27 protein-coding genes are annotated in these 25,425 nt (G+C 63.1%); 10 read left to right on the forward strand and 17 right to left on the reverse strand.

The genetic code is table 11. The features are described from left to right. Nucleotides 1–300 precede the first annotated feature (300 nt). A complete protein-coding gene (locus BLS26_RS14055; protein WP_092511984.1) occupies nt 301–909 on the reverse strand; it encodes a hypothetical protein in 609 nt (202 codons plus the stop codon). A gap of 108 nt (nt 910–1,017) precedes the next feature. Then, nucleotides 1,018–1,320: a hypothetical protein gene (locus tag BLS26_RS14060; RefSeq protein WP_092511986.1), complete on the reverse strand. Its 303-nt coding sequence runs from the start codon at nt 1,318–1,320 to the stop codon at nt 1,018–1,020. Nucleotides 1,321–1,518: 198 nt separating this feature from the next. On the opposite strand from BLS26_RS14060, the gene BLS26_RS14065 reads away from it, so the two are divergent. Then, nucleotides 1,519–1,812, forward strand: a complete 294-nt coding sequence (locus BLS26_RS14065) for an ATP-dependent Clp protease adaptor ClpS (RefSeq protein ID WP_197681337.1) — start codon at nt 1,519–1,521, stop codon at nt 1,810–1,812. 133 nt (nt 1,813–1,945) lie between these two features. After that, nucleotides 1,946–3,106: an IS30 family transposase gene (locus BLS26_RS14070; RefSeq protein ID WP_092511988.1), complete on the forward strand. Its 1,161-nt coding sequence runs from the start codon at nt 1,946–1,948 to the stop codon at nt 3,104–3,106. Between the two features lie 57 nt (nt 3,107–3,163). Here BLS26_RS14070 and BLS26_RS14075 read toward each other — a convergent pair whose 3' ends face one another. Further along, complete coding sequence (locus BLS26_RS14075) at nt 3,164–4,378, reverse strand: Bcr/CflA family efflux MFS transporter (RefSeq protein WP_092511990.1); 1,215 nt, start codon at nt 4,376–4,378, stop codon at nt 3,164–3,166. A 407-nt stretch (nt 4,379–4,785) separates the two neighbouring features. Here BLS26_RS14075 and BLS26_RS14080 point away from each other — a divergent pair, with 407 nt between their 5' ends. The 3 genes from BLS26_RS14080 (at nt 4,786) to BLS26_RS14090 (ending at nt 7,438) form a co-directional block, all read left to right on the forward strand. Next, entirely contained in the window at nt 4,786–5,493 is a 708-nt protein-coding gene (locus BLS26_RS14080) for a PilZ domain-containing protein (protein ID WP_092511992.1), read from the forward strand. A 138-nt stretch (nt 5,494–5,631) separates the two neighbouring features. Next, nucleotides 5,632–6,303, forward strand: a complete 672-nt coding sequence (locus tag BLS26_RS14085; protein ID WP_092511994.1) for a protocatechuate 3,4-dioxygenase — start codon at nt 5,632–5,634, stop codon at nt 6,301–6,303. Nucleotides 6,304–6,490: 187 nt separating this feature from the next. Beyond that, nucleotides 6,491–7,438 (forward strand): SH3 domain-containing protein, encoded by a 948-nt coding sequence (locus tag BLS26_RS14090; RefSeq protein WP_092511996.1) that lies wholly within the window; start codon nt 6,491–6,493, stop codon nt 7,436–7,438. A gap of 95 nt (nt 7,439–7,533) precedes the next feature. Here the strand turns inward: BLS26_RS14090 and BLS26_RS14095 are convergent, their stop codons facing one another. The 4 genes from BLS26_RS14095 to BLS26_RS14110 form a co-directional block, all read right to left on the reverse strand. After that, nucleotides 7,534–8,595, reverse strand: coding sequence for a dipeptidase (locus BLS26_RS14095; protein WP_092511998.1), 1,062 nt, complete (start codon nt 8,593–8,595; stop codon nt 7,534–7,536). 46 nt (nt 8,596–8,641) lie between these two features. Continuing rightward, the gene (locus BLS26_RS14100; RefSeq protein ID WP_092511999.1) at nt 8,642–9,055 is read right to left on the reverse strand and encodes a Rieske (2Fe-2S) protein; all 414 of its coding nucleotides are present in this window, start codon (nt 9,053–9,055) and stop codon (nt 8,642–8,644) included. 54 nt (nt 9,056–9,109) lie between these two features. Further along, nucleotides 9,110–10,213, reverse strand: a complete 1,104-nt coding sequence (locus tag BLS26_RS14105; protein WP_092512001.1) for an amidohydrolase family protein — start codon at nt 10,211–10,213, stop codon at nt 9,110–9,112. A 64-nt stretch (nt 10,214–10,277) separates the two neighbouring features. Next, a complete protein-coding gene (locus BLS26_RS14110; RefSeq protein WP_092512003.1) occupies nt 10,278–11,351 on the reverse strand; it encodes an amidohydrolase family protein in 1,074 nt (357 codons plus the stop codon). Nucleotides 11,352–11,558: 207 nt separating this feature from the next. Here BLS26_RS14110 and BLS26_RS14115 point away from each other — a divergent pair, with 207 nt between their 5' ends. Then, complete coding sequence (locus tag BLS26_RS14115; RefSeq protein WP_157676444.1) at nt 11,559–12,578, forward strand: MBL fold metallo-hydrolase; 1,020 nt, start codon at nt 11,559–11,561, stop codon at nt 12,576–12,578. Between the two features lie 5 nt (nt 12,579–12,583). Next, nucleotides 12,584–13,066, forward strand: coding sequence for a CinA family protein (locus BLS26_RS14120; RefSeq protein ID WP_092512007.1), 483 nt, complete (start codon nt 12,584–12,586; stop codon nt 13,064–13,066). 141 nt (nt 13,067–13,207) lie between these two features. On the opposite strand, the gene BLS26_RS14125 is transcribed toward BLS26_RS14120, so the two are convergent. From BLS26_RS14125 to BLS26_RS14135, 3 genes are all read right to left on the reverse strand, one after another. After that, nucleotides 13,208–14,530, reverse strand: coding sequence for an HlyD family type I secretion periplasmic adaptor subunit (locus BLS26_RS14125; RefSeq protein WP_092512009.1), 1,323 nt, complete (start codon nt 14,528–14,530; stop codon nt 13,208–13,210). Beyond that, the gene (locus BLS26_RS14130) at nt 14,527–16,269 is read right to left on the reverse strand and encodes a type I secretion system permease/ATPase (RefSeq protein WP_092512011.1); all 1,743 of its coding nucleotides are present in this window, start codon (nt 16,267–16,269) and stop codon (nt 14,527–14,529) included. Before BLS26_RS14130 ends, BLS26_RS14125 begins: the two co-directional genes overlap by 4 nt. 150 nt (nt 16,270–16,419) lie before the next feature. Continuing rightward, complete coding sequence (locus BLS26_RS14135) at nt 16,420–17,238, reverse strand: acyl-CoA thioesterase domain-containing protein (protein WP_092512013.1); 819 nt, start codon at nt 17,236–17,238, stop codon at nt 16,420–16,422. 257 nt (nt 17,239–17,495) lie between these two features. On the opposite strand from BLS26_RS14135, the gene BLS26_RS14140 reads away from it, so the two are divergent. Beyond that, nucleotides 17,496–18,431, forward strand: a complete 936-nt coding sequence (locus tag BLS26_RS14140) for a LysR substrate-binding domain-containing protein (protein ID WP_092512015.1) — start codon at nt 17,496–17,498, stop codon at nt 18,429–18,431. 68 nt (nt 18,432–18,499) lie between these two features. Next, nucleotides 18,500–18,916, forward strand: a complete 417-nt coding sequence (locus tag BLS26_RS14145; RefSeq protein ID WP_092512017.1) for a DUF1236 domain-containing protein — start codon at nt 18,500–18,502, stop codon at nt 18,914–18,916. A 90-nt stretch (nt 18,917–19,006) separates the two neighbouring features. On the opposite strand, the gene BLS26_RS14150 is transcribed toward BLS26_RS14145, so the two are convergent. Beyond that, nucleotides 19,007–19,270: a GlsB/YeaQ/YmgE family stress response membrane protein gene (locus BLS26_RS14150; RefSeq protein WP_092512019.1), complete on the reverse strand. Its 264-nt coding sequence runs from the start codon at nt 19,268–19,270 to the stop codon at nt 19,007–19,009. A gap of 146 nt (nt 19,271–19,416) precedes the next feature. On the opposite strand from BLS26_RS14150, the gene BLS26_RS14155 reads away from it, so the two are divergent. Next, entirely contained in the window at nt 19,417–19,656 is a 240-nt protein-coding gene (locus BLS26_RS14155) for a hypothetical protein (protein ID WP_092512021.1), read from the forward strand. A gap of 195 nt (nt 19,657–19,851) precedes the next feature. Here the strand turns inward: BLS26_RS14155 and BLS26_RS14160 are convergent, their stop codons facing one another. From BLS26_RS14160 to BLS26_RS14185, 6 genes are read right to left on the reverse strand one after another with little or no spacing between them, the layout of a single operon-like run. Further along, nucleotides 19,852–20,832, reverse strand: coding sequence for an ABC transporter ATP-binding protein (locus BLS26_RS14160; protein WP_092512023.1), 981 nt, complete (start codon nt 20,830–20,832; stop codon nt 19,852–19,854). Beyond that, nucleotides 20,829–22,220: an amidase gene (locus tag BLS26_RS14165; RefSeq protein ID WP_092518037.1), complete on the reverse strand. Its 1,392-nt coding sequence runs from the start codon at nt 22,218–22,220 to the stop codon at nt 20,829–20,831. The genes BLS26_RS14160 and BLS26_RS14165 overlap by 4 nt, the downstream gene beginning before the upstream one ends. A 26-nt stretch (nt 22,221–22,246) precedes the next feature. Beyond that, the gene (locus BLS26_RS14170; protein WP_092512025.1) at nt 22,247–22,444 is read right to left on the reverse strand and encodes a hypothetical protein; all 198 of its coding nucleotides are present in this window, start codon (nt 22,442–22,444) and stop codon (nt 22,247–22,249) included. Further along, on the reverse strand, nt 22,441–23,535 hold the full coding sequence (locus BLS26_RS14175) for an ABC transporter ATP-binding protein (RefSeq protein ID WP_092512027.1): 1,095 nt from the start codon (nt 23,533–23,535) through the stop codon (nt 22,441–22,443). Before BLS26_RS14175 ends, BLS26_RS14170 begins: the two co-directional genes overlap by 4 nt. A 4-nt stretch (nt 23,536–23,539) precedes the next feature. Then, complete coding sequence (locus tag BLS26_RS14180) at nt 23,540–24,418, reverse strand: ABC transporter permease (RefSeq protein ID WP_371360955.1); 879 nt, start codon at nt 24,416–24,418, stop codon at nt 23,540–23,542. A 27-nt stretch (nt 24,419–24,445) separates the two neighbouring features. Then, the gene (locus tag BLS26_RS14185) at nt 24,446–25,399 is read right to left on the reverse strand and encodes an ABC transporter permease (RefSeq protein WP_092512031.1); all 954 of its coding nucleotides are present in this window, start codon (nt 25,397–25,399) and stop codon (nt 24,446–24,448) included. Between the last annotated feature and the right edge of the window lie 26 nt (nt 25,400–25,425).

The raw sequence follows: 25,425 nt of genomic DNA on the forward strand, positions 1-25,425 counted from the left end.
CTGTAGATCGAGAACAAATCTCGACAGGGAAAGCGTCAGGGTCAGGCCGCCAGGCGGCCTGACCCGCCATCTCCGGGGAATGCAATGTCGGCGAAGACAACGCCAAAAAAGGCGAAGCCCAAAAAATCAAGGACGGGCCCGCCGCTTGCCCAGGCTGCATCAACGATCTCGATGGCCAGGCAAAATCTGATCAATATGATGGTGGTGTCTACCGTCTCAGGCACTGTCCTGTTGGGGCTTTTAGCCGCCAGACATTTTTAGTCCGGCAGCATTCCAAAACATTCCCGGACGAAGCGCCGGTCAGCGACCGGCAAACGGCGAGGTTGTGAGCGACTTGATATCGTTCGCAGGATTGACCGGCTGTTGCGTATAGCTCATCCCGAGCGACAGGCTGACGTTCGGCGCCGGCTGGAATTCGACACCGCCATGCATCCGGTACCCCGACTGGTTGTTCTGATTGTCGAAGGACGAAAACGGACCGCCGCCGACGCCGTTATTGTATTTCAGGGTGTCGAGACCGCCGAACAGCGTGAGCGGTCCGGAAGACGCATTCTGGAATTTGTAGCCGAACTGCACGCCCTGATAATCGAGCGCACCAAAATTGCCGAGCCCGCCGATCTGGCTGAAGCTGTTCACACCCAAACCGACGCGGCCGCTGTCGCCGCCGACGAACCAGCCGCTTGGAAGATTGTAGCGCGCGGCCAACGAGCCACCGCCTCTGCCGTCAAAGCTCGGAAAATTACCGTAAGCATTCACGCCTTGGCCGTCGTCCAGACCGCCGCCGAAGCCGAACGGGCCGCCGGGGATCCAGTACGTCACCGGTGCCGACTGGGCATGGGCCGCCCGCCCGCCGAAACAAAGCGCCGCCAGCACCAATCCGAGAGCCAATTTAGGTGAGAGAATCGACATCCGCGCTACCGCCAATTTCGCCTGAAATTATACGGTCTGGCGACCCGGAAGGCTAGGGTTCTCAACGGCGAGCGGACCGCCTTGCGCACCATGGGAACCGGGTCCGGCTTACTTCACGCGCTCGTTATCGACCCACCATGTCTTGCCGCGATACGTCACCACGGTATAGCCGTCGTCGTCTTCGTTGGTGACATCGACCGATGCGCCCTTCGATATTCGGATCGGGCAATTCTTGTTCATCTGCCCGCCTGTCGGCCGCAGCGACTGCAAGGTGTATTCATGCGCCGCAGCCCAGCTCGTGCACGCATAGGTTTCGGCGCTGATCACCCCGGGCCGCGCTTCGGCCGCGGCCACCACGCCCATGGCGATGATGGCTGCGAGCACGCCGGTTTTCAAAAATGTTCTGATCATGATGGTTCCCAACGTTTTCCTCCGAAGCAGTGTCTGGAAACCGCTGTTTGGTTCAATCGAATTCGTCAGCTCACAAGCCCATGCTTGCCGGTATTTCAAAACCGACGTCGCGCCACCGCTCCGTTTTGTGCGAAAGCGGACTTGCGGTCCGGAAGCTTGATCCCAATGTTTGGAAAATGGCATTCGGAGCAGGGAGCGATGGGTGACACCGACAGGTCGGCAACGGTCAAAGTGCTGTTATTGAACGACGACGAGACGACAATGGAATTCGTTGTTGATGTGCTTGAGGGCGTCTTTGGGAAGACACGCGACGAGGCAATCAAGCTGATGCTCATCGTCCACCGTGACGGACGCGGCGAATGCGGAGTCTATACGTCAGAACAGGCGTCAGACATCATTGCGCAGGTAGCCGAGTTGGCCGGAGCAATGGCTATCCTCTGCGCTGCATCACCGAGCCCAACTCGAGGGTTTGAGCTTACGGCTCATCACTGATGCTCGATCGGCCAAAGTCCGCCTTGGGTCAAAAACATTCGCCCTGACATACCATGCCAGTGTCTGCTTTGTCGCGGTGGTCTCAACCGGTCGACGCAACACTTTATCTTAGAGGGAAAAGATGGAGTGTGGGATGGAACGAAGATTTCATAGAGGTTTTACTGCGGCAGAGAAAACGGAGTTATGGGATCGCTGGAAGCGCGGGGAGTCATTGAAGGCGATAGGGCGAGCTTTTGGTAAGCAGTCATCGTCGATCTATTTTCTGGTTGCCCCGCATGGAGGGTTTCGTCCTGCGGAGCGGCGTCGCTCCAGGTTGGCATTGACGCATGCGGAACGCGAGGTGATTTCCAGAGGTGTTAGCGCACGTCGATCGGCCCGGTCTATCGCCAAACTGCTTGGCCGCTCACCCTCGACGGTGAGCCGGGAAATGAGCCGCAATGGCGGCTGTGATCGCTACCGGGCGACAGTTGCGGACGAGAATGCCTGGGCACGATCGCGTCGTCCAAAATGTTGTAAATTGGCGATCAATTCGCGGCTTCGGCAGGCCGTGGCAGGGAAGCTCAGATTGGATTGGTCACCCGAGCAGATAGCCGGTTGGCTGAAGAGAACGCATCCTGAAGACGAGTATAATCAGGTGTCACACGAGACCATCTATCGCAGCCTGTTTGTCCAAGCGCGCGGCGTGCTCAAGAAAGAGCTGCTTTGCCATCTCCGATCGAAGCGCTCGATGCGTCGCTCCAGGCCGGTTGATCCGAATGGCGATAGACGGGGGCATATGAAGGATGCCGTCTCAATCCGTCAGCGACCGGCTGCGGTTGAAGATAGGGCGGTGCCTGGCCATTGGGAGGGCGATCTGCTGTCCGGGCCGAACAACACCTACATCGCGACCTTGGTCGAGCGTCAAACGCGTTACGTGATGTTGGCCAAGGTGGCAGGCAAGGACACCCGGACGGTAGTCACCGCACTCATCAAGCAGGCGAAGAAGCTACCAAAGGAGCTGTATAAGTCCTTGACCTGGGACCGGGGCAAGGAACTGACGGCTCATCGTCGATTTACGTTGGCGACCAACATCGACGTCTATTTTTGCGATCCGCAAAGCCCGTGGCAGCGCGGGTCGAACGAGAACACCAATGGCCTGTTGAGACAGTACTTCCCTCAGGGCACCGACTTGTCGGTGCATTCGCAAGCCCATCTGAACAAAGTGGCTCGTCAACTAAACGAACGGCCACGTGAGACCTTGCAATTTGAAACCCCAGCAGAGAGATTTAACGCCTGTGTTGCGTCGACCGGTTGAGCCGGCACGCCAGTAACGGACATTGGACCGGTTGTTCGATGACACCAGCCACCGACCCTACGCGGGCTCGCGCGCGTATTTCTGCGCGGTCGCCACCAACCTTAGCGACAGGCTGAACGTCAACGCGACGACACTGCCGGCAATCATCGCCGCCGGCATCGCCGAATAGATTGAACCGCCGATCAATGCGACCATCGACGCGCCGATCGTGCCGCCGATGGACTGGATGGCGCCCAGCAATGCCGATGCCGCGCCCGCTCTGTCGCCAAAATCCGTCATCGCCATCGCGACCGTAACCGGCAAGGCAAGGCCACACCCCAGGCAAAAGAACGTGATGGTTCCCAGCAGATAGGGAGCCGAGACCGGAATCCATGCCATCGCGATCGAACTCGCCAGCGCAATCAGCGAACCAACACGCACGATCGTCGCCGGCTGAACGCGCGTTGCGGTCCACCTCGCCAGCGAGGCGCCCAATATCGTGCCGCACACGGCCACGGCCGGAAAACATCCGACCAAAGCCGGGCTCAATTGAAGCCCTTTCACGAAGATCGGAGCGACACTCACCAAAAATGCAAACATCGATGCGATCAGGGCTGCCGCCACCAGGTTCGGGACAATGAAACTCCGTGAAGTCAGGATATTTTTATAGGTCGCGAAGATAGCCTTGACGTTGATCGGCGCTGCCGGCGTCGTTTTCGTTTCCGGCAGAAGCAGCATGCCGGCGAATACGACGCAGCCGTAACTGGCGGCGAATGCGAAGATCGCGCGCCATCCAAGCCACGCGGCCAGCAGCCCTCCGAACAGCGGCGCAACTGCCGGGGCCAGCGAAAACACCAGTGTTACGGCACTCAACAATCGCGTGAGCTGCGAACCGGAATGGAGATCGCGGGCGATGGCGCGACTCAATATGATTCCCGCGCAGGCCCCGACGGCCTGACATACCCGACCGATGAACAACCAGGCGATCGAGGGCGCCGCGGCAGCGAAGATGCTGCCCACGATGTAGAGCCCCAGCGCCGGGAAAAGCAGTTGACGGCGTCCCATCGAGTCGGCGATGGCGCCAACGACCAGCCCGGCCAGCGCGCCCGTTACCAGCCCCAATGAAACGGTGGTCTGAACGATCTCGGTCCGGACGCCCAGGCCATCGGCGATGATCGTGATCGCCGGGATATAGGCCGTGACCGCAAACTCGCTCAGCGCGACCAGCCCGGCCAGCAGGAACGGGGTCACCTTTGGCGCTGAAGGAGGGGCCGTTGCAATGGCATCTGTCACGACTTCAACCCTTCAAATGGCCGGAATGATCAGCGGAGGCGGCGACGGCGAGAATCGCGAAGGCCTCGATCATCGCCTTCTTGAGTTACGGGACAACCCGCGAACACACCTTCCGGCCAGCACTCGCGGAATATCGCGCCTTTAGATTTCTTGTTCGTTACACCGCAATCACAAGGATACTTTTGAGCGATTGTACTTGAGCAAGAATGCGCTTGTGCGAGTACCGGTTTACCTCCCCTTCAGGAATGTCCCGTATATCTACGGCCGAGGCGCTTCATCCCCTGAGCAGGAGGTGTGTTGCGGCTCTCCACTCCCGTGCACCCGAGGTCGCGAATGACCGAGGAGCTGCCACCAAGCTGACAGAGATCAGCGGCCGCTCAATCGTTCCCCGCGCTCCAGGATCTTCCGTGCCCGTTCAGGATTTTCTCAACCAGCGTGCGGTCAACGTCACCGTTGACGGCAGCTATACGCTGCCCAACTGGTATGACCCGCAAGGCAGGCTTCGCACCTTTGCCTGCCGCACCACGCGCGTATCGCCATTCCGGATGATCGTCGACGTCCCTGTCGTCGGCAAGGTCGGCGACCGCCTGACTTCCTATTTCCGCGACTTCGGAAAATTCGAGGGCCGCATCAGCGACACGATGGAGCGCAGTTTCCTGCTCGAGCTGGAGATGAGCAGAGCCCGACGCGAAAAACTCTCGGACATGCTGGTCTGGCTGGAGAAGAAGCAAAAGGATTCGGCCATCAAGTGCGTCAGGAAGCACGCGCGCTTCGTGCCGCCCAACCAGCATTCGACGCTGACCCTGGCGGACGGGTCGGTCCATCCCTGCTTCATCATCGATGTTTCGGCCTCCGGTGTCGCGGTGTCGTCACCGGAGGCCTCCGGTGTCGCGGTGTCGTCACCGGTGCAGCCGCCGGTCGGCATGCCGCTCGCGGTCGGCGCGTGCATCGGCCGCGTGGTCCGGCTGCTGCCCAACGGCATCGCCATCAAGTTCGTCGAGCTGCAGAATTCCAGGGCGCTCGAACGCCTGAGCGTGAAGGTGGGTCAAATGGTGGCCCCGGCCGATTCCGGCTCGCCCGAACCAGCTGCGTCCGGTGACTTTGTCGCAGTGTGAGGGGCGCTTCGTCGGTTCTCCGTCGGTGGTGGTCGGCCAAATCCCGGGATATTCTTTTGACGGTTCGACCCGCCTGGTTCAAATCCAGGTACGGCACGACCATGGAGCCAAGCGATCGTATTTTGAGGAGTGGCAACGATGGCGACTTATTCGATAGACGATCTCAGCCGCCGTGAAATCTTGAGGATGTCCGCGGTGCTCGGCCTCGCGAGCGCTGCCTCAACCAGGCTTGCAATTGCGCAAACGGCCGGGCAGCGCACGCCAGAGCAGATACTGGGTCCGTTTTTCCCGCTGAAAGCGCTGGGTCGGAATGCCGATCTGACAAAGGTGCCCGGCCGGCCGGGCCGCGCGGCGGGCCTCGTCCTCAATGTTACGGGGCGAGTGCTCGATCTGAAGGGAGAGCCCGTTCGCCACGCGAAGGTTGAAATATGGCAGGCCAACACGCATGGACGCTATACCCATCCAAGCGATCACAATCCCGCGCCTCTCGATCCGAACTTTGAAGGGTCGGCCCTTCTGACGACCGACAACGATGGCCGGTATCGCTTCAAGACGATCAAGCCCGCCGCATATCCTGCGGGGCCCAACAGAATGCGACCAGCACACATTCACTTCCAGGTTTCGGGGCGGCAGGACAGACTTGTGACCCAGATGTATTTTGAAGGTGACCCTTACCTCGAACCAGACCGCTTTTTTCAGACCGCATTGGAGCAAAAGGATCTGCTTGTCGCCAAGCTATTGCAGCCAGCCTCGGAGATGGAGCCAGACTCGAAATTGGTGGTGTTCAACATCGTGCTGAATGCAGGCTAGCCGAGGGACGTCGAAAGCGTCCCGGACCGGGTTCCCAGAATCAACGGGGGTTGACACCTCCCCGAACGACAAACAACAGCGGCGCGTCTCGCGCCTGCGAGACGCCTGCATCTTTCGACTAACGCGACCACTCCTCAGGGAACGCTTGTTTCGCCACGGCGTTCCAACTCAAGAGGAGGAATTTGCCATGAAACTGAGAGGATTGTTTATCGCAGCGGCCGTGCTGCTGATGCCGACCGCCGCACTGGCGGCGCAGGGCATCGTCACCACCACAGTCAGCCTGAGGGCAGGGCCCGGTGAAGGCTTTCCGACGGTCGACCGCATTCCCGGCGGCGCCCGGGTCAACATCCATGGGTGCCTCAGAGGCACCGCCTGGTGCGATGTGAGCTGGTCGGATGATCGTGGCTGGGTGTCGTCGCAATATCTCGAATATCTCTACCGCAACCGCTATGTCTATCTGCCCGACTATGTCGACGAGATCGATGCGCCCGTTGTGCCGTTCGTGCTGACCTCGTACTGGTCGAGCTACTATGCGGGGCGTCCCTGGTATCATCGTCGTGCCTACTGGAGCGGCTACTGGCAATCGCATGAGCGCTTCGCGACGCGATTGACCATCGACCGCTCGGCGGCCCGGATCGGCCGGGCGGCCGCAGCGCGCGACGCTACGCTCCCCGAGGCAAAGGCGCGTGTCGGTGTGACGGAGCGCGTGACGCGGGAGAAAGACATTGCTACGCGTAGCGCGCGCGAAGGGCAGGAACGCGCGGTGCAAGCTCGCATGACGCGCGAAAACGCGCGGGTGACGCGTGAAAGCACAAGAGCAGCCGTGCGCGAGCAGCCGATGGCCCGCGTCCGCACGCAGACGCCGCCGATCATGGCCCGCGGTCATGATGAACCGCGCGCGGCTGCGCCGCGGATCGAGCGTGCCACACCCCACATGGCACAGCCTAATGCGGCGCGCGGCGGCGGTGGCCCGCCGATGAACGCACGCGCGCAGATGCCGGCCCCGGCCGCCCCGCGCGCGGCAGCGCCCGCGATGCCGCAGGGCGGCGGCGGCGCGCCGCACATCAACGCCGCACCGCGCGGTGGCGGCGGACCGGGCGGTGGTGGAGGCCACGGCCAGGACAAGCATCAATGAACGAAAAGCCCGGCCTTGAGCCGGGCTTTTTTGCTCGACGAGTTGCTGGCGACTTACTGTGCTGCCGGCCCAGCACCGTCATTCCACGCCGGACCTCAACCAATGGTCCGAGCGAGCACAGCGAGCCAATTGGCCGTGCCCAGCTTCTGCAATAATGGCTCTGAGTAACCATTTTTTCGCAGAGCGTCGATTAGCACCGGCAATCCGGCCGCCGAGCCGATCTTTTCCGGGATCATGGCGCCATCGAAATCCGATCCGAACCCGACGTGATCCTCGCCGAGCTTTTCGATGAGATGGTCGAGGTGACGCACCATCAGCTCGATTTCGGTATCGCGCTGCATGCTGCCGTCGGGACGAAGAAAGCCGGTGGCGAAGTTGAGGCCGACCATGCCCTGGGTATCGCGGATCGCTGCCAGTTGCCGGTCCGTCAGATTTCGCGGCGAAGCACACAGCGCATGCGCATTGGAATGGGTCGCCACCAGCGGCGCCTTCGAGACGCGCGCGACATCCCAAAAGCCCTTCTCGGTGATGTGCGAGAGATCGACGAGAATCTTCATCTCGTTGCAGGCGCCGACCAGCCTTTCGCCTGACGCCGTCAGGCCATCGCCGGTATCGGGTCCGCCGGGAAACGCGAACGGAACGCCATGGCCGAAAATGTTGTTGCGGCTCCAGACCGGGCCCAGCGAACGCAAACCCGCCGCATACAGTATTTCGAGAAAATTCAGATCGTCGTCGATGGCCTCGCATCCCTCGAGGTGAAGCACCACCGCGAGAGTCCCGCGTTCGATTGCCGCCTTGATCTCGGCCGTCGTCCTGCAGATCGCGACCGCGCCTTGCGACGCACGCACGATCCTCAGCAGGATCGCGAGTTCTCCGGAGAGGGATTTTCGCGCCTCGTCGATGCTGAGCGGCGGCGGCAGCGGCAACGCGTATTGTCCACCGGACATTTGCTTGCCCAACGCTGCAAAGTTGCCGGGCGACGGGCAGAACATCGCGAAGAAGCCGCCGACCAGCGAGCCGGCCTTGGCCTTCTTCAAATCGATATGGCCGGCCTCTTCGCCATCAAGGAAATCGGACACCACGTCGCCGGAAGCCGACTTGTACAGGCGCAGCAGCACATCGTTGTGGCCGTCAAAAACTGAAATGCTTGATGTCATTGATCCTCGGCGAGCGGCGGCAGTGATTCCGGATTTTCGAAGTTCGCTACAGATCCACCACCACGTAGTCGCTCTCGACCGACACGGCGAGCGTCTCAGCGATGTACGGCCCCTTCACGACGCTCGATCCCGGCTCGACATTGACCGGATAGGCACGGGCGCGAAAGCGTTTGGGGTCGCAGTAGGATTGGCCGGTGCGGATATCGAACTCCCAGCCGTGCCAGGGGCAGCGGATGATCTCGCCGAGCCTGGTGTATTCGATCTCGCCGGGATCGGAGGATTGCGCCAGCCCGATCAGCGGGCCCTCGCACAGCGCCGCGCCCTGGTGCGGGCAGCGGTTCAACAGGCCGAAGAACTCGCCCTTGATGTTGAAGATCGCGATCGGCCGCTCGTCGATGGTGAGGAATTTTCGCGTCCCCGGCGGAAGTTCATCCACCGGGGCAATGACGTGACGAGTCATTTTAAGTCCGCATGATCTGATTCGAAAAACCGGCACCCACTTTTTCGGATCATGCTAGGCAATCCCGTACAGCTTCTTCGCGTTGTCGAGATAGAACGCCTGCTTGTTGGCGTCGCTGACGCCGGCCGGCAGCACGCGCGACGGCTCGTCGAAATCCCAATGCGGGTAGTCGGTGGCGAACAAGAGCTTCTCCCATCCGATCCACTCGATCATCTCAAACAGATGCTCGCGCCGCTCCGGGTCTTCCATCGGCTGCGTAGTCCACCAGATGTGGTCGCGGATATATTCCGACGGCTTGCGCTTCAGGTGCGGCACCTCGGAGTGCAAACGCTCGAAATTCTTGTCGAGCCGCCAGGTCAGCGACGGCGCCCAGCCAAAGCCGGCCTCGATCATCACCATCTTCAGTTTCGGAAAGCGCTCGAACACGCCTTCCAGCACCAGGCTCGCCAATGCGGTCTGCTGGCACTGCGAGTGGCCGACCATTTCCTCGATGTAAAAACTCGGCCAGCCCGACGCCGTGATCGGATTGCCGCCGAAGCCGAACGCGTGGACGCCGACCGGCAGCCCGATCTCCTGCGCCGCTTCGTAGATCGGCCAGTAGCGGCGCTGGCCGAGCGGCTCGACGTTGCGGCTCAGGAGCAGCACCTGGACGAAATTCGGATCGCCGGCGCGCTTGCGGATTTCGGCGGCCGCGGTCGGGCCGTCCTCGTTGCCGACGACGATCGACCCCTTGAGGCGGGAGTCTTTGCTCGTCCACTTGTCGATCTGCCAGTCGTTGACCGCGGTCGCCAGCGCGGCGCTGAGGTCGTGGTTGCGCAGGCCCTGCCCGGTGGCGAGCGGATTGAGTACGCCCAGCGCCACGTTGTGCGGATCGAGCAACTGCTTCTGCATGAACGACAGCGACGAGCCCTGCGGGCCGCCTTCCGGAGGATAAGCATCGCGGCGCGAGGCGTTGGGCTGCGCCTTCGGATAGGGCGGGCCTTCCATCATGCCCTGATAGGCCTGCTTGCCGTAGGTTTCGAGATGCGAGTGCCAACGCTTGGCGAGGAACGGGTACAGCTCGGTCGCGGTCGCGCGCGCCGGATGGATGTCGCAATCGGCGATCGCGGTCTTGACGCTGACGGACGCGGATGGCTCGGGACGAAACTGGACGTTCATGGCGTCGTCTCCTTATCATCTTGGGGCATGATCTCTCCCGAAAACCGGATTCCACTTTTCGGGATCATGCCCGTACTGGCTGCTTGAGCCGACCGTAGGTCGCGAGCGGATTGTCGATCATGATCTTGCGCACGAGATCGGGCGAGATCCCGTCAGGCAGCACAGAATCACCTTCGAACTGCCAGTGCGGATAGTCGGTCGAGAATAGAAGCAATTCGTCCGACTGCATATGGTCAAACAAGCGGTTCAGGGTCGCGGGATCCGGCGGCGCATCGATCGGCTGCAGCGAGAATCGGATGTTGCTACGCACAATTTCGGCTGGCGCGCGGTCGACCCAGGGGGTTTCCATCCGCACCCCGCGCCAGAACTTGTGCAGCCGCCATAGAAACGCCGGCAGCCAGGTGAAGCCAGATTCCAGCATCACCATCTTCAGGTTCGGATGCTTTGCGAATACACCCTCGACGATCAGGCTGGTGAGCTGGGTCTGGAACGCCTGCGCCTGGGCGACATAATCCTCGATGTGATAGGAACCCCAGCCGACCGAGGTCGGCGGGTTGTGATAGGCGCTGCCGGCATGGATGCCGATCGGCAGCCCAAGCCGCTCGGCCGTGGCATAGATCGGCCACAGCGCGCGCTTTCCCAGCGGCACGTCGCCCATGACCAGCATCAAGACCTGGACGAAGCGCTTGTCCTTGGCGCAGCGCTCGATCTCGGCGACGGATTTTTCGACGCTCTGGGTCGGGATCACGATCGAGCCGCGCAGCCGCGCGTCCTTGTCGAGCCACTCCTTCACCAGCCAGTCGTTCAGCGCACGGCAGAACGCGTCCTGCATGTCCTCGGAAAACACCATCTGCACGCCGTACAGCGGGTTGCAGATGCCGAACTTGGTCTGAAACGGATCCAGCGCCTGTTTCTGCATGTCGGCGAGGCTGGAGCCCGGCTTGCCTTGCGCCGGCCGCCAGTCCGGACGCGCGCTAATCGGCGAATTGACCGGATAGGACTGCGAGACCAGATCGGTCATGCCGCGCGTCGTCACCTGGTCGCGCCAGTAATCGTTCATATAGGGCAGCAAAGTGGTGAGATGAGGAACGGCGGGATGCAGATCGCAATCCACGCCGCCTGCGATCGGCGACGTCATGATGTTTCCTGAGCTTCCTCGTGCGGCCTGCGTATACGCGCTCAATTCCGCAAGTCATGCTTCACGGTTATTTCAGGCATTCAAGCAGGCTGGCCCGGGTACCGCAACTCGGCAAACGTGGGCCTCCTGTGCTAGGAGCACATGGGTACAAGGTTTGGGTGCCAAAACTTGGTGCTCCAAGAGAGATTCGGCAGCCGGGAGACTTTCATGATTTGGACAGCGCGCGCAGCGATCACCCTCACTTTGCTATTGGCCGGCAGCGCGCTCGCCCAGCAAACGCCACCTGCAACCCAGCCCGCGACGCCGCCCGCAGCACAACCGGCAGCGCCGCCCGCCGCCCCGCCCCCGATCGATTTCTCCAAGGTCGAAATCAAGACCACCGACCTCGGCGACGGTGTCTATATGCTCGAAGGTGCCGGCGGCAACATCACCGTGGCGCTGGGCACCAGCGGCATCATCATGGTCGACGGCCAGTACGCGCCGCTGCACGACAAGATCAAGGCGGCGATCGCCGTGATCTCGAACCTGCCGGTGAAATACCTGATCAACACGCATTATCACGGCGACCACACCGGCGGGAACGAAGGCTTCGCCAAGGACGGCGCCACCATCGTCGCGCACGTCCATGTGAAGAGCAGGTTGGCTGCCGGCACCACCAACGGCCTGACCGGGGCCAAGACGCCGCCGGCCGCTCCCGGCGCGCTGCCGACCGACACCTATGAGGTGTTTTCAAAGGTCCGGGTGCCCGGCCGCGTCGCCGACCTCAAGCACATCCGCAACGCCCACACCGACGGCGACACCTATGTCTGGTTCAAGACCGCCAACGTGCTGGCGACCGGCGACACCTTCACCAACGGCCGCTATCCCAACATCGACTTCGCCAACGGCGGCAACATCAAGGGCATGATCGCGGCAGCCGACACCTATCTCAAGCTGACCAACGCCAAGAGCCGCATCGTGCCCGGCCACGGGCCAATCGCCGACAAGGCCGTGCTGACCGAGTACCGCGCGATGCTGGTCACCGCCCGCGACCGGATGGCGAAGCTGGTGAAGGACGGCAAGAGCGAGGCCGACGTCATCGCGGCAAAGCCGTTCGCCGACCTCGACAAGAAGTGGGCGCCGACCGACCTCGCCTCGACCAACTTCATTCGCGTGGTCTACAACTCGCTGGTTACGCCGCCGGCAGAGAAAAAGTCGCTGCTCAAGCGCATCCTGAAACGGAGCTGAAGTCCATGAAAGACCTTGTTGGCGTCGCCGAACAGATCGCGGCGAAACTGATCGCGCGCAAGCAGACCATTGCGATTGCGGAATCCTCGACCGGCGGGCTGATTTCGGCCGCGCTGCTCTCGGTGCCGGGCGCGTCGGCGTATTTTCTCGGCGGTGCCGTGGTCTACACCCGCGATGCGCGGCGGCTGTTGATGGATATCCCCGATGACGCGATGAAGGGCATCCGCTCGGCGTCCGAACCCTACGCCAAACTGCTGGCAAGCCAGATTCGCCAGCGTTTTGCGACCGACTGGGGCCTGTCGGAAACCGGTGCCACCGGTCCGACCGGCAACCGCTACGGCGACGCCGCCGGCCATAGCTGCATGGCGGTCGCGGGCCCCGCGCAGGCCGTGTTCACGCTGGAGACGGGAAGTGGCGACCGCGCGGCGAATATGCAGGCATTCGCAAAGACTGCGCTGGAGTTGTTGCTGAAGAATTTGGCGGGGTGATCCTGCAATATCGGCCGTCGTCCCGGCGAACGCCGGGACCCATACGCCGCGGCCTATCGTTCAAGAAAGCTGTTCGACGACTTTGTCGTAACCACAACCGCCTGTGGTTATGGGTCCCCGCGTTCGCGGGGACGACAAAACTCACTTCTCCCGGAACGAGCGCATCAACTGGTCGCTCAGCGGCTTCATCAGATAGGAAAACATGGTGCGGTCGCCGGTCTGCACGAAGGCTTCGACCGGCATGCCCGGGATGATCTTGTTTTCGCCGCCGAGGCGGGCGACTTCGGCCGGCGGCATCGAGACGCGGATGGTGTAGTAGGCCTGCCCGGTGCGCTGGTCGGTGGTGACGTCGGCGGAGACGCGGGTAACCACACCATTGAGCTCCGGCGTGGTGCGCTGGTTGAAGGCCGACAGCCGCAGCAGCGTCTTCTGGCCGATCTGCAGCTTGTCGATGTCCTGTGGATTGACCTTGGCCTCGACCGACAACGCGTCGGCCTGCGGCACAATCATCATGATGGCGTCGCCGGCGGTGATGACGCCGCCGACGGTATGCACCGTCGACTGCAGCACCATGCCGTCCTGCGGCGCGCGGATGTCGATGCGGCGCAATTGGTCTTCGGCGGTGACCTTGCGCTCGACGAACTCGCCGATCTTGTCGTTGGTCTCGCGCAAGTCCTTGGAGACCTCGCTGACCATGTCCTTGTCGACCTGGATGATCTGCAGTTCGGTCTCGGTGATCTTGCCCTTGGCCTGCGCGCGCGAGGCGATGTACTGCGCCCGCTCGCCCGACAGCCGGGCCTGATCGCGTTCCAGCGTGGTCAGGCGCGAGATCTGCACCAGATGCTGATCGTAGAGCTGACGCACGCCGATCAGTTCCTTTTCGACCAGCGCGATTTCCTTGTCTTTCGACTGCTCCTGGGCCGTGAGACCCGCGATTTCCTCGTTGAGCTGGGTGACCCGCTCGCGCAACTGCGCCTTCTGCCCGGTGCGGCCGTTGACGCGGACCTCGAACAGTTTGGTTTCGCTCGCCATCACGTCCCGCACGTCGGGATCGCTGACCTGGTCGAGCAGTTGCTGCGGAAACTTGATCTTGTCGACGCCGCGCTGCTCGGCCTCGAGCCTTGCGGCGCGTGCCCACAACCCGTTCAGCGTCTTGACCACGATGGCAAGGCTCGCCTTCACCACGGTCTCGTCGAGACGCACCACGACGTCGCCGGCCTTGACAGTATCGCCGTCGTGCACGCGCACCTCGCCGACCACGCCGCCGGTCGGATGCTGCACTTTCTTGACGTTGGAATCGACCACCACCGCGCCCGGCGCGATCAGCGCGCCCGAGATCGGCATGGTCGAGGCCCAGCCGCCGAAGCCGCCGGCCAGCACCAGCATCACCGCGAGACCGACGATCATGTGCGCGCGGATCGAGCGCCGCGCGCCCTTCAGTTCGCTGTTCGGCGCAAAGATCATGATTTGGCTCCCGCGTCGGAGACGATCTTGATCGGCGGCGGCGGCGCCACGCGCTGCAACACCTGGCCGAGCACGGTTTCCTTCGGACCGAAGGCCTGCATGCGGCCGTCCTTCAGCACCAGCAGTTGATCGACCGCCTCGATGCCGATCGGCCGATGCGCCACCACGACCACGATAGCGCCACGTTCGCGGGCGCCGCGCACCGCGCGGGTCAGCGCCTCGTCGCCCTCGGTATCGAGGTTGGAGTTCGGCTCGTCGAGCACGATCAGGAACGGATTGCCGTACAGCGCCCGCGCCAGCGCCACGCGCTGCGCCTGCCCTGCCGACAACGAAGTGCCCTGCTCGCCGATCGGGCTGTCATAGCCTTCGCGCATCTTGATGATCATGTCGTGCACGCCGGCTTCCTTGGCCGCGGCGATGATCCCTTCCGAACTGGCGTCGGGATCGAAACGGCAGATGTTCTGCGCTACCGAGCCCGCGAACAGTTCGACGTCCTGCGGCAGATAGCCGATATGGGCGCCGAGCACGTCCGACGACCACTGGTCGAGCGCAGCGCCATCGAGCCGCACCTTGCCGCGGAACGGCGTCCAGACGCCGACCAGTGCGCGCACCAGCGACGACTTGCCGGATCCGCTCGGCCCGATGATGCCGACGCCGCTGCCGGCCTCGACGGCGAAGGTAACGTCCTGCACGATGATGCGCTGGTCGCCGGGCGGCACGATGGTGACGCCCTCGACCGACAGCCGCTTCGACGGATTCTGCAGCAGGGTTTGCGTGCCCGACGCCGGCATCTGCAGCAGCAGCTTGTTGAGGCGATGCCAGCTCTGGCGGGCGGCGACGAAACCCTTCCAGTGCGCGATCGCGAGATCGACCGGCGCCAGCGCCCGCGCGCTCAGGATCGAACCGGCGATGATGATGCCGGCGGTAGCTTCCTGGTGAATCACCAAATAGGCGCCGACGCCGAGCACCGCCGACTGCAGCATCATGCGCAGGACCTTGGCGACCGCGCCGAGACCGCCGGCGACGTCGCTGGCGCGCTGATTGCCGGCCAGATAGGTCTCGTTGGCCTCGGTCCAGCGCCTGGTCAGCCGTCCGGACATCCCCATCGCGACCAGCACTTCGGCGTTGCGCCGGCTGGTGGCGGCGAGATCGTTGCGCCGCGCCGCCAGCGTCATCGCATCGCGGGCGGGCTGGCGCGACATGAATTCGGTGATCAGGGTCAGGGTCACCAGAATGATGGCGCCGACCAGCGCGGTGGTGCCGAGCAGCCAGTGGAATGCGAAGCAGATCGCGAGATAAAACGGCAGCCAGGGCAGATCGAAGAACGCGCCCGGTCCCATGCTGCCGAGGAACGACCTGACATTGTCGAGATCGCGCAGCGGCTGCAGCCCCTCGTTGCGGCTGCCGACCAACAGCGGCAGGCGAACCACGGTCTCGAACACCCGGGCGTTGATGGCTTCGTCGAGCGAGGTGCCGACACGTCCGAGAATGCGGCCGCGGAGCAGATCGAGGAAGCCTTGCGCGATGTAGAGGCCGGCGGCGAGAATGACCAGGCCGACCAGGGTCGGCACGCTGCGGCTCGGCAGCACGCGGTCGTAGACTTCGAGCATGAAAATCGAGCCGGTCAGATACAGCAGATTGATCATGCAACTCATGACGCCGACGCCGATGAATGCGTCGCGACAGGCGCGCAGCGCTTCAACGAGTTCGGAACGCCGGACGCCGGGAGCGGCTGCCATTAATGCGTGTCTCTTCAAATGAAATCGGGTGACGTGTAACGGGCTGGTTTTACCGATGTTTTCGGCCAGCGTCTATTTAAGTCACGTTAACCTGAATCCATGTGAACCAGATCACCAGGCGATGACACCCGGAAGTGACGTGAATGACGGTTAATCCGATGCCGGTACCGGCTTTGGCGCGCCTTCGGCCGCAACCTTGTCCGCTCCTTTGGGAAACGGCACCAGGATCACGGACATCGAGACCCGGCCAATCTCGCCATGGATATCGAGCAGCACGCGGCTGCCGGCCCCGAGGCCGGCCGCCGGACGCCACCGGGTTTCGGCACGGACGCCGACCCACGGGCCGGACGGCGGCCGGAACAACTGCACGGTCAGGTTCGGGTTCGGGTCGGCGACCACGTTCTGGACCGGCCTGGCGATGCCGTGGGTCCAGTCCGCCGGGCCCAGCACGGACGACAGCGGCAGGGATCCGGCGCCGTCGATGATGGCATGGTCGAGCCGGAACCAGGCGACGCCATCGCCCTCGCGCGCCTCCATGGCATCCATGAACCATGGTTTTCCGTGCGCCGCGCGCCGGTTGCGGACCGGAAACCGCGTGGGATCGGCGGTCGCGCCAACGGAGTCGGCAAAACCTCCGATTTCGACGGCGCGTTCGCGCGACAGCGTCACCCGGACGGTGGCGCAGGGCTGATCTTCGTCGGCAGGCCACAGCGTGTTGTCGATCACGCTGACCCGGCCGCCTTCGCTCACCACCGAAAGCTGCGTTCGCAAATCTGTCATCGGCGTCGGCCTCAGGAACCAGGCCGAGGCCGAAATCGCCGTGCCCCATTTCCGTATCCCCGCCTGCGCCTCGATCTCCGCGGTCAGGAGACTGGCGACCGCGCCGCCCTGCAACCCCGCGAACGGCCCGGCGGCCAGTGCGGAGGGGGTCCAGCGATGCGGATGACCGGAGGGTTCGAAGATCGGCATGGACGGGAGCCCTGTAATTTGAAGTGGGGTCGACAAGCAAGGCACCGCCGTCATTGCGAGCCAACGGGTCGCGCGAATGCGCGCCCGATGACAGGCTCCGCGAAGCAATCCAGCGCCGCGACAAGGAAGACTGGATTGCTTCGTCGCTGCGCTCCTCGCAATGACGGAGCGGGTTGCTTTTGCGGTGAGCCATATTGAATGCTCGTTGTTTTTGAACGAGACTGACGACTTCAACAAAAGGGATATTGTCACCTCAGATGAATATTATTCATCCTTTGGACGTCCCCGGATCCGCCCTGCGCGCGATCCCGCCCTTGACCGCGCTGCTGGCGTTCGAGCGCGCCGCCACGCAGTTGAGCTTTCGCCGCGCCGCGCGCGACCTGTCGCTCAGCCCGTCGGCGATCAGCCACCAGATCCGCGGACTGGAGGAGCAGTTCGGCACAAAACTGTTCGTGCGCGGCGCGCGGTCGGTGCGGTTGACCGCCGACGGCGAGCGCTATCTGGCAAAGGTCTCCGCAGCGCTGGCGACGCTGCAGGATGCCGGCCGCGACATGCTGCAGCAACGCCGCGGCGCGACGAGCGAACTCTGGATCAGTTCGCTGCCGTTTTTCACTTCCGCCGTATTGTTGCCGGCCCTGCCGGATTTCAAGCGGCGCCATCCCGATCTGACGCTGCGCATCGAAGCCACGCATCAATATGCCGACTTCAATGCGTCACGCGTCGACGTCGCCATCCGCTATGGCCGCGAACATTCGACCGGGCTGAAATTCGAACCGCTGGTGACGGTGAAGGGATTGCCGGTCTGCGCGCCGGCGCTAGTCCGGCAGGGCTTGCGAGCGCCGGAAGATTTGTCGCGCCAGGTGCTGATTCATCTCACGACACAACCGCGCTCGTGGCCGGCCTGGCTCAAGGAAGCCGGCCTGTCACATCTGGTTCCGCGCGGCCATCTCTGGCTCGACAGCGTGCCGGCGATGCTGGAGGCCGCCGAACACGGGCTCGGCGTCACGCTGGCGATGGCGCCGCTGATCAAGACGCGTCCCGGCTTCGGCAAGAAACTGGTCGCGCCGTTTGCGTTCGAGGGCGCCTATCACGAGACGATCTATCTGGTCTCCCGCACCGAACAGGCGCGCGACCGGCGCATCGGCGCGGTGCGGAAGTGGATCATGGAAGCGGTCGCGCGCGCGAAGGACTGAGGTCGGATGGAACCTTATCGGCTCCCGTCCGTTGTGTTGTCACCTCAGCCAACATCACTGGAGATATCATGATCCGCCGCGCTATCGGAATTACCGCCCTTGTTGCCGTCGTAGCGCTTCCCGTCGTGGCGCAAGCCCAGGGTGTTCCTGGCGGCGTGGAACGAGGTTCTCGGGAAGGCGAACGGGCCGCGGGTCCGGTGGGCGCCGTGGTCGGTGGCGTCATCGGCGGCGTGGTCGGTGGCGTGAATGGCGTGCTTGGTGTCGACCAGCGCCCGCGCTTCCACAGCTACGTGGTCGAGCGGCATCATCCTTCCTACGAATATCAGGGCGATTTCCGCGTCGGCACGGTGCTGCCCGAAGCGGGCGTCACTTACTACGACGTACCGCAAGAATACAATCAGCCAAGCTATCGCTATACGGTCGTGAACGGTCGCACGGTTCTGGTCGAACCGCGTACCCGCCGTGTCGTCGAAATCGTCGAGTAAAACTTCACAGGACCAAGCTTGCCAACGGGGCCGTCTGCAAAGACGGCCCCGTTTTTGTGTTCGGACAGCAACGTTGGCGTGTTGGCGGCGCTACATCCGGCCGCGAACCAGCCGCACGATCAGAAGCAGCACGACGGCGCCGATCGCGGAATAGATGATCTCCGAGACGAGGCCACTGCCGATATGAAGGCCGAGTTTTGGAAACAGGAAGGTGGCGACCAGCGCGCCGGCGATACCGACCAGGATGTCGCCGATGATGCCAAAGCCGGTGCCGCGCACGATCTTGCCGGCGAGCCAGCCCGCTACCAGACCGACGAACAGAACAACGAGAATGCTTTCATTGGATATGTACATTTGAATCCCCCCGGATTGCGCGGCGCCATGCCGACACCACATGATACCCTAACTGTAATCGAACGGCGTGACGACCCACAATCTTTTCGCGGCGTCCCCGTTCCGGGCAGCGTGAAACTTTTTTGCACCATTGGCGTTGGTTCGGCATGGCCCAGGGCGATATTTGGTATGTTACTTTTGGTCCGGATAAGACGGACGAAGACGCGACCAGCATGGTCCGCACCACCCGTACCTTCAAATCGGAAGTCGATGCCAGGCTGTTTGCGATGCAGATCCTGGCCAAGGGCTGGGTCGCGAGCGCCGGCACGCTCAATCCCCACCAGCCCAAGCAGGTGATCGGGCCTTCCCAGATCGAACATTGGGCCGATCCGGGGTTGGGTGGCTGAGTTTTCAAACCTGCATCATGACCGGGCATAGTAGTCTGCCTTGCGCAGACTACGTAAACTTGTCTGCGCTCCCGGCCATCCCCGTCTTAAGCCACGAAAGAAACCAACTCGTGGATGCCCGGGACACCTAGCGCGAAGACGCGCTTCGCGCTTCTGCCCGGGCATGACGAAGAGAAAGTCCAGGTCTTTGGAAAGCTAAGTCGCAGCCACAGCCGCCGGCTCCGCCAGCACGCAGCGCGCGGTGTGGCCTGCCGATATCGCCACATTTGATGGCAACTGCTCGGTGCAGCGCGGCTGCGCCTGGCTGCAGCGCGGCGCAAAGGAGCAGCTAACGGGCGCTTTGTCGAGCGACGGCGGCGTGCCCGGGATGGTCTCCAGCCGCTGCCCGCGCTTGGCGCCGTGGACGGTCGAAGCCAGCAACCCCTTCGGATAGGGGTGAACCGGCGAACGCACGATCTGGCCGAGCGTGCCCTGCTCCACGATCTGGCCGGCATACATGACGGCGACGCGATCGCAGATTTCGATCGCCACACCAATGTCATGTGTCACGAAGATGACGGACATGCCGAACTCGCGCTGCAATTCGCGCAGCAGCAGCAGAATCTGGATCTGCACGGTGGCATCCAGCGCGGTGGTCGGCTCGTCGGCCAGCAGGATTTTCGGTTTGCAAGCCAAAGCCAGCGCTATCATCGCGCGCTGCCGCATGCCGCCGGACATTTCGTGCGGATAGGCTTCGAGGCGGCGTTTGGCGGACGGAATCCGCACCACTTCCAGCATTTCCAGCGCCCGCGCCATCGCGTCGCGCTCGCTCTTGCCCTCATGGCGGATCACGCTTTCCGCGATCTGCCTGCCGATGGTGTAAACCGGATCGAGCGCCAGCGCCGGCTCCTGAAAGATCATCGAAACGGTCTGACCGCGAAAATCAGACAATTCCTCGTCGTCGAGCGCCAGCACGTCGCGTCCGAGCACGTTCACGCGTCCGGAAATCTGCGTGCGCTTTTTTGGCAACAGCCGCATCAGCGCGCGCAGGGTCACACTCTTGCCGGAACCGGACTCCCCAAGCAGGCCAAGGACCTCGCCCTCGCCGAGCGTCAACGAGAGATCGTTGACGGCATGCACCGTGCGCTCGCCGGTGAAGCGGATGTTGAGGTTATCGATCTCGACGAGGTTGGTCATGCGAGCTTTGGCACCCGTGCGTGGAAATCGGTGGCGCGCTGGAACGCCGCGCCGATACGGATCAGCATTGCCTCATCGAAGGCGCGGCCGACCAGTTGCATGCCGACCGGCAGGCCGGTCTTGGTGAAACCGGTCGGGATCGAAAGCGACGGCAGGCCGAGATAGTTGATCGGGCGGGTGAATTTCGTGATCCGCTGGATCACCGCTTCCGCATTGATGCTGTTGCCGACATCGCTTTCGGCAATGGTCGGCGCCGGCATCGGCGCCACCGGGGCCAGCACGGCGTCGGTGCCGGTGACGGCTGTGAGATACGCGGCCAACGCCGGACCTCGCCAGCGCATCGCTTCGAGATAGGATACCGCGGGGATCGCGAGCCCGTTCTGCAGCCGCATCAAGACTTGCGCGCCGTAATCCTGCGGCCGCTCGATCAGCCAGCGCTTGTGAAATGCCGCAGCTTCGGTCGCGAGCACGATCTGGCAAGCCGCGGTGAGCTGGCGCTGATCCGGCAATTCGACCTTGACGATCTCGGCGCCTTCTTTTTGGAGCGTCGCAATGGTCTCGTCGAGCACATCAGCGACTTCCGCATCGAGATCGTCGACATAGAACGCGGTGGGCACGCCGATCCTGAGGCCTTTGAGCGAACCTTTGGTGGCCGCCATGTAGTCCGGCACCGGCCGCGTCGAAGCCGTGAGATCCTCAGGGTCCGCGCCCGCCATCAATCCGGTCAACAGCGCGCAATCTTCCACGGTTTGCGCCAGCGGGCCGACCGTATCGAGCGACTGCGACAGCGGCATCGCGCCGGCGCGGCTGACGCGGCCGACCGTGGTCTTCAGGCCGGTGACGCCGCAGAAATGCGCGGGCATCCGGATCGAGCCGCCGGTATCCGATCCCAGCGCCGCAAAGGTCAGCCGCGCCGCGACCGCCGAGCCGGAGCCCGACGACGAACCGCCGGTGATGTGATCGACATTCCAGGGATTATGCACCGCGCCATAATGCGGGTTATGGCCGGTCGGGCCGTATGCGAATTCCACCATCTGCAGCGAACCTGATCGAACCGTGCCGGCGTCCTTCAGCCGCTGCAGCGCGGTCGAGGTCGTCGTCGCGACGAAATCGCGACGGATTTTTGAGCCGCAGGTCACCACCTTGCCGGCGTCGTAGTACATGTCCTTGTGCGCCAGCGGCACGCCATGCAGCGGGCCACGGCTCTTTCCGTTGGCGAGAGCGGCATCCGCGACGTCGGCGGCAGCGAGCGCGCTTTCCGCCTCGATCGCCATGAAGGCGTTAAGGCGCGGCTGCCACTCCGCGATCCGGTTCAGGCAGGACTGCGTGACTTCACGTGAGGAAAACTTCTTCTCCGCGATCGCCTTGGCGACGGCGACGAGCGACATCAGGGCCGGCTCAGAGCTGTGCTTGTTCACTTCGACACCTCGGCATTCTGGACCAGCAAATAACTCGCCGGCTCGAGATCGAACGGCAGCGTGCCGGCGACCGGCGCAAAGCCTTCAAAGGCGGGGCCAATGGAATTGGCGATGCGTGAGGCGGCTTCGCTGTCTACGGGCACGCCCGCGGTAGCGGTGATCGCCATCACGTCCTTGGGACCGGGTTTCGTCATGCGGCGTTGGCTCCCATATTATTTTCCTTGTTATTTTCTTTGGCCGGTGCGCGGCTGTGCCCCGAGCCTGGAATGGCCATGTAGCACGCCGCTTGATGACCCATTGTATCGAGGTCTGAGAGTTTTGGTGTCGCATTTGCGCAGAGCGGCTCCGCAAACGGGCAGCGGGTGTGAAAGCGGCAGCCGGACGGCGGGTCGATCGGATTGGGCGGATCGCCGGAAATCGGCGGCGTCTCGGTGCGCTTGTCCGGATCGGACGACGGCATCGCGGCCAAAAGCGCCCGCGTATAGGGATGCGCCGGCTGGTCCCAGACCTTGTCGACCGGGCCGAGTTCGACGACTTCACCGAGATACATCACCAGCACGCGGTCCGAGATGTAACGCACCACGTTGAGGTCGTGGCTGATGAAGAGATAGGTCAGGCCGAATTCGCGCTTCAGGTCGGCCAACAGGTTGAGCACCTGGGCCTCGACCGACTTGTCGAGCGCCGAGACCGCCTCGTCGAGGATCACCAGCCGCGGCGACAGCGCCAGCGCACGCGCGATATTGACGCGCTGGCGCTGGCCGCCGGAAATCTCGTGAGGATAGCGGTTGGCGAAATTTTCCGGCCGCAGGCCGACCTTGCCGAGGAGTTCGCGGGCCAACACGCGCGCCGCGGCGTCCGCCATGCCGTGGACCTTGGGCCCGAACGCAATCGACTCTTCAATGGTCAGGCGCGGATTGAGCGAGGCGTAGCTGTCCTGAAACACCATCTGCATGCCGCGGCGCAATTCGCGCAGCGACAAGGCGCGACCGACCTGCAGGCCGTCATAGACGATATCGCCGGCATCGCGCTTCATCAGGTGCATCAACAGCCGCGCCGTGGTCGACTTGCCGCAGCCGGATTCGCCGACGATCCCGACGGTCTCGCCCTTGGCGATCGCAAACGAGACGTTATCCACCGCGCGCACGGTCTTGCGCGGGCTGAACAGGTCGCCCCGCACCGGGAAATGTTTGGTCAGGCCGGAGACCTGCAACAGCGGCTGCGCCGCGCCGCCGATGTCCTCGATCGGCTCCATGAGTTCGACAGTTTCTTTTTTCAGTTCCTGCATCGCGTCAGTTCCTGATGTCCATGGCGCTGCGCATGCCGTCGCTGAGCAGGTTGAAGCAGATCGAGACCGCGAAGATCATGGCGCCGGGCAGCGCCGCCACCCACGGATTGACATAGATCGCGGTGCGCAGCGTGTTGAGCATCAGGCCCCATTCCGGCTCCGGCGGTTTTGTTCCGAGGCCAAGAAACGACAGGCCGGCGGCCAGGATCATCGACACCGAAATCAGCCCGGTGGCGTAGACGAAGATCGGCCCGAGCACGTTGCCGAGCATGTGCACGCGCATGATGGTGAAGGCGCCAGCGCCCGAGGCGCGCGCGGCCTCGACGAAATCCATGTTGCGCACGCCTGTCGTGACGCTTTCCGCGACGCGCGTAATCTGCGGCACGAACACGATGGTCAGCGAGACGATGGAGTTGACGATGCCGGCGCCGAGCGCGCCGGAAATCGCAATCGCCAGCAGCACCGAGGGGAAAGCGTAGAACACGTCCACCGTGCGCATGATCGCGGTATTGAGCTTGCCGCCGACATAGCCGGCGACGAGGCCCAAGGACGTGCCGATCCCGAAGGCGAGGATCACAGGCAGAATGCCGATGATCAGCGACAGCCGCCCGCCATAGACCAGCCGCGCCAGCATGTCGCGGCCGAGCTCGTCGGTGCCGAGCGGATAATTCGGGGTGCCGATATGGCGAAGCCTGCGGATCATCGAACCGGCATAGGGATCGGCGAGGCCGAGCCACGGCGCGCACAGCGCCGACAGGAAGATCAATGCCAGAACCAGCGCGCAGGCCATGCTGACCTTGTCTCTGACAATACGGCGGCCGACGGTGGCCCAATAGCCGCGCGCCTTGGTGGCGGGCGCGGCCTGCAGGGCGGTATCTGACATCACGCTCATGGGCGGATCTTCATTATGTTAGCTTCTTTTGATACGTGGGTCGATCGAGGCTTGCGCGATATCGACCAGCAGATTGAGGGCGACGAAGAACAGCGCCAGCACCAGGATGGTGCCTTGCAGCAGCGGCAGGTCGCGCTGGAAGATCGCCGAATTCAGTAAGAGCCCCGAACCCGGCCACGAAAACACGGTCTCGATCAGAATCGAGCCGCCGAGCATGTAGCCCAATTGAAGTCCCATCACCGCAAGCGCCGTCGGCGCCGCGTTCTTAATGACGTGACGGAACACATCGGTTTCGCGCAGGCCCTTGGCGCGCAACGCCTCGACGAAATCCTGGCTGAGGATATCGCCGGTCAGCGCCCGCACGGTGCGGGTGACGATACCCATCGGGATCACCGAGGTCGTGATCGCGGGCAGCACCAGATATTTCATGTGCTCCCAGTCCCAGGCCCACGAACCCGAGCCGCCGGGACCGGCGCCGACCGCGGGCAACCAGTTGAGCTGCACCGAGAAGATGATGACCAGCACCATGCCGAGCCAGTAATGCGGCACCGAGACGCCGGCGATCGCGATTGAGGTCGCGACCTTGTCAACCCAGGTGTCGCGGAAATAGCCGGCGATCAGGCCGAAGAACAAGCCGAGCGTAAAGCCGATCAGGGCGGCTGCGATAGCGAGTGTCACGGTGTTGCCGACCGCGCGCAGCACTTCGGTCAGCACCGCGCGGCCGGTGGCGATGGAGTTGCCGAGGTCGCCATGGACCGCGCGCCACAGCCAGAGCCCGAATTGCACCGGCAGCGGACGGTCGAAGCCGTAGGCGACGCGCAGTTGCTGTGCCAGTTCCTGCGACGCATCCGCCGGCAGTACCGCGACGAGGGGATCGCCGGGCGTGATGTGCACCAACAGGAAGCACACCAGCGCCACGCTGATCACGATCGGGATGACGTAGACGATACGCCTGACGATATAGACGAGCACGGATCACCTTGAACTTTCCTTCTCCC

The sequence above is a fragment of the Afipia sp. GAS231 genome (assembly GCF_900103365.1).
Taxonomy (GTDB): Bacteria; Pseudomonadota; Alphaproteobacteria; order Rhizobiales; family Xanthobacteraceae; genus Bradyrhizobium.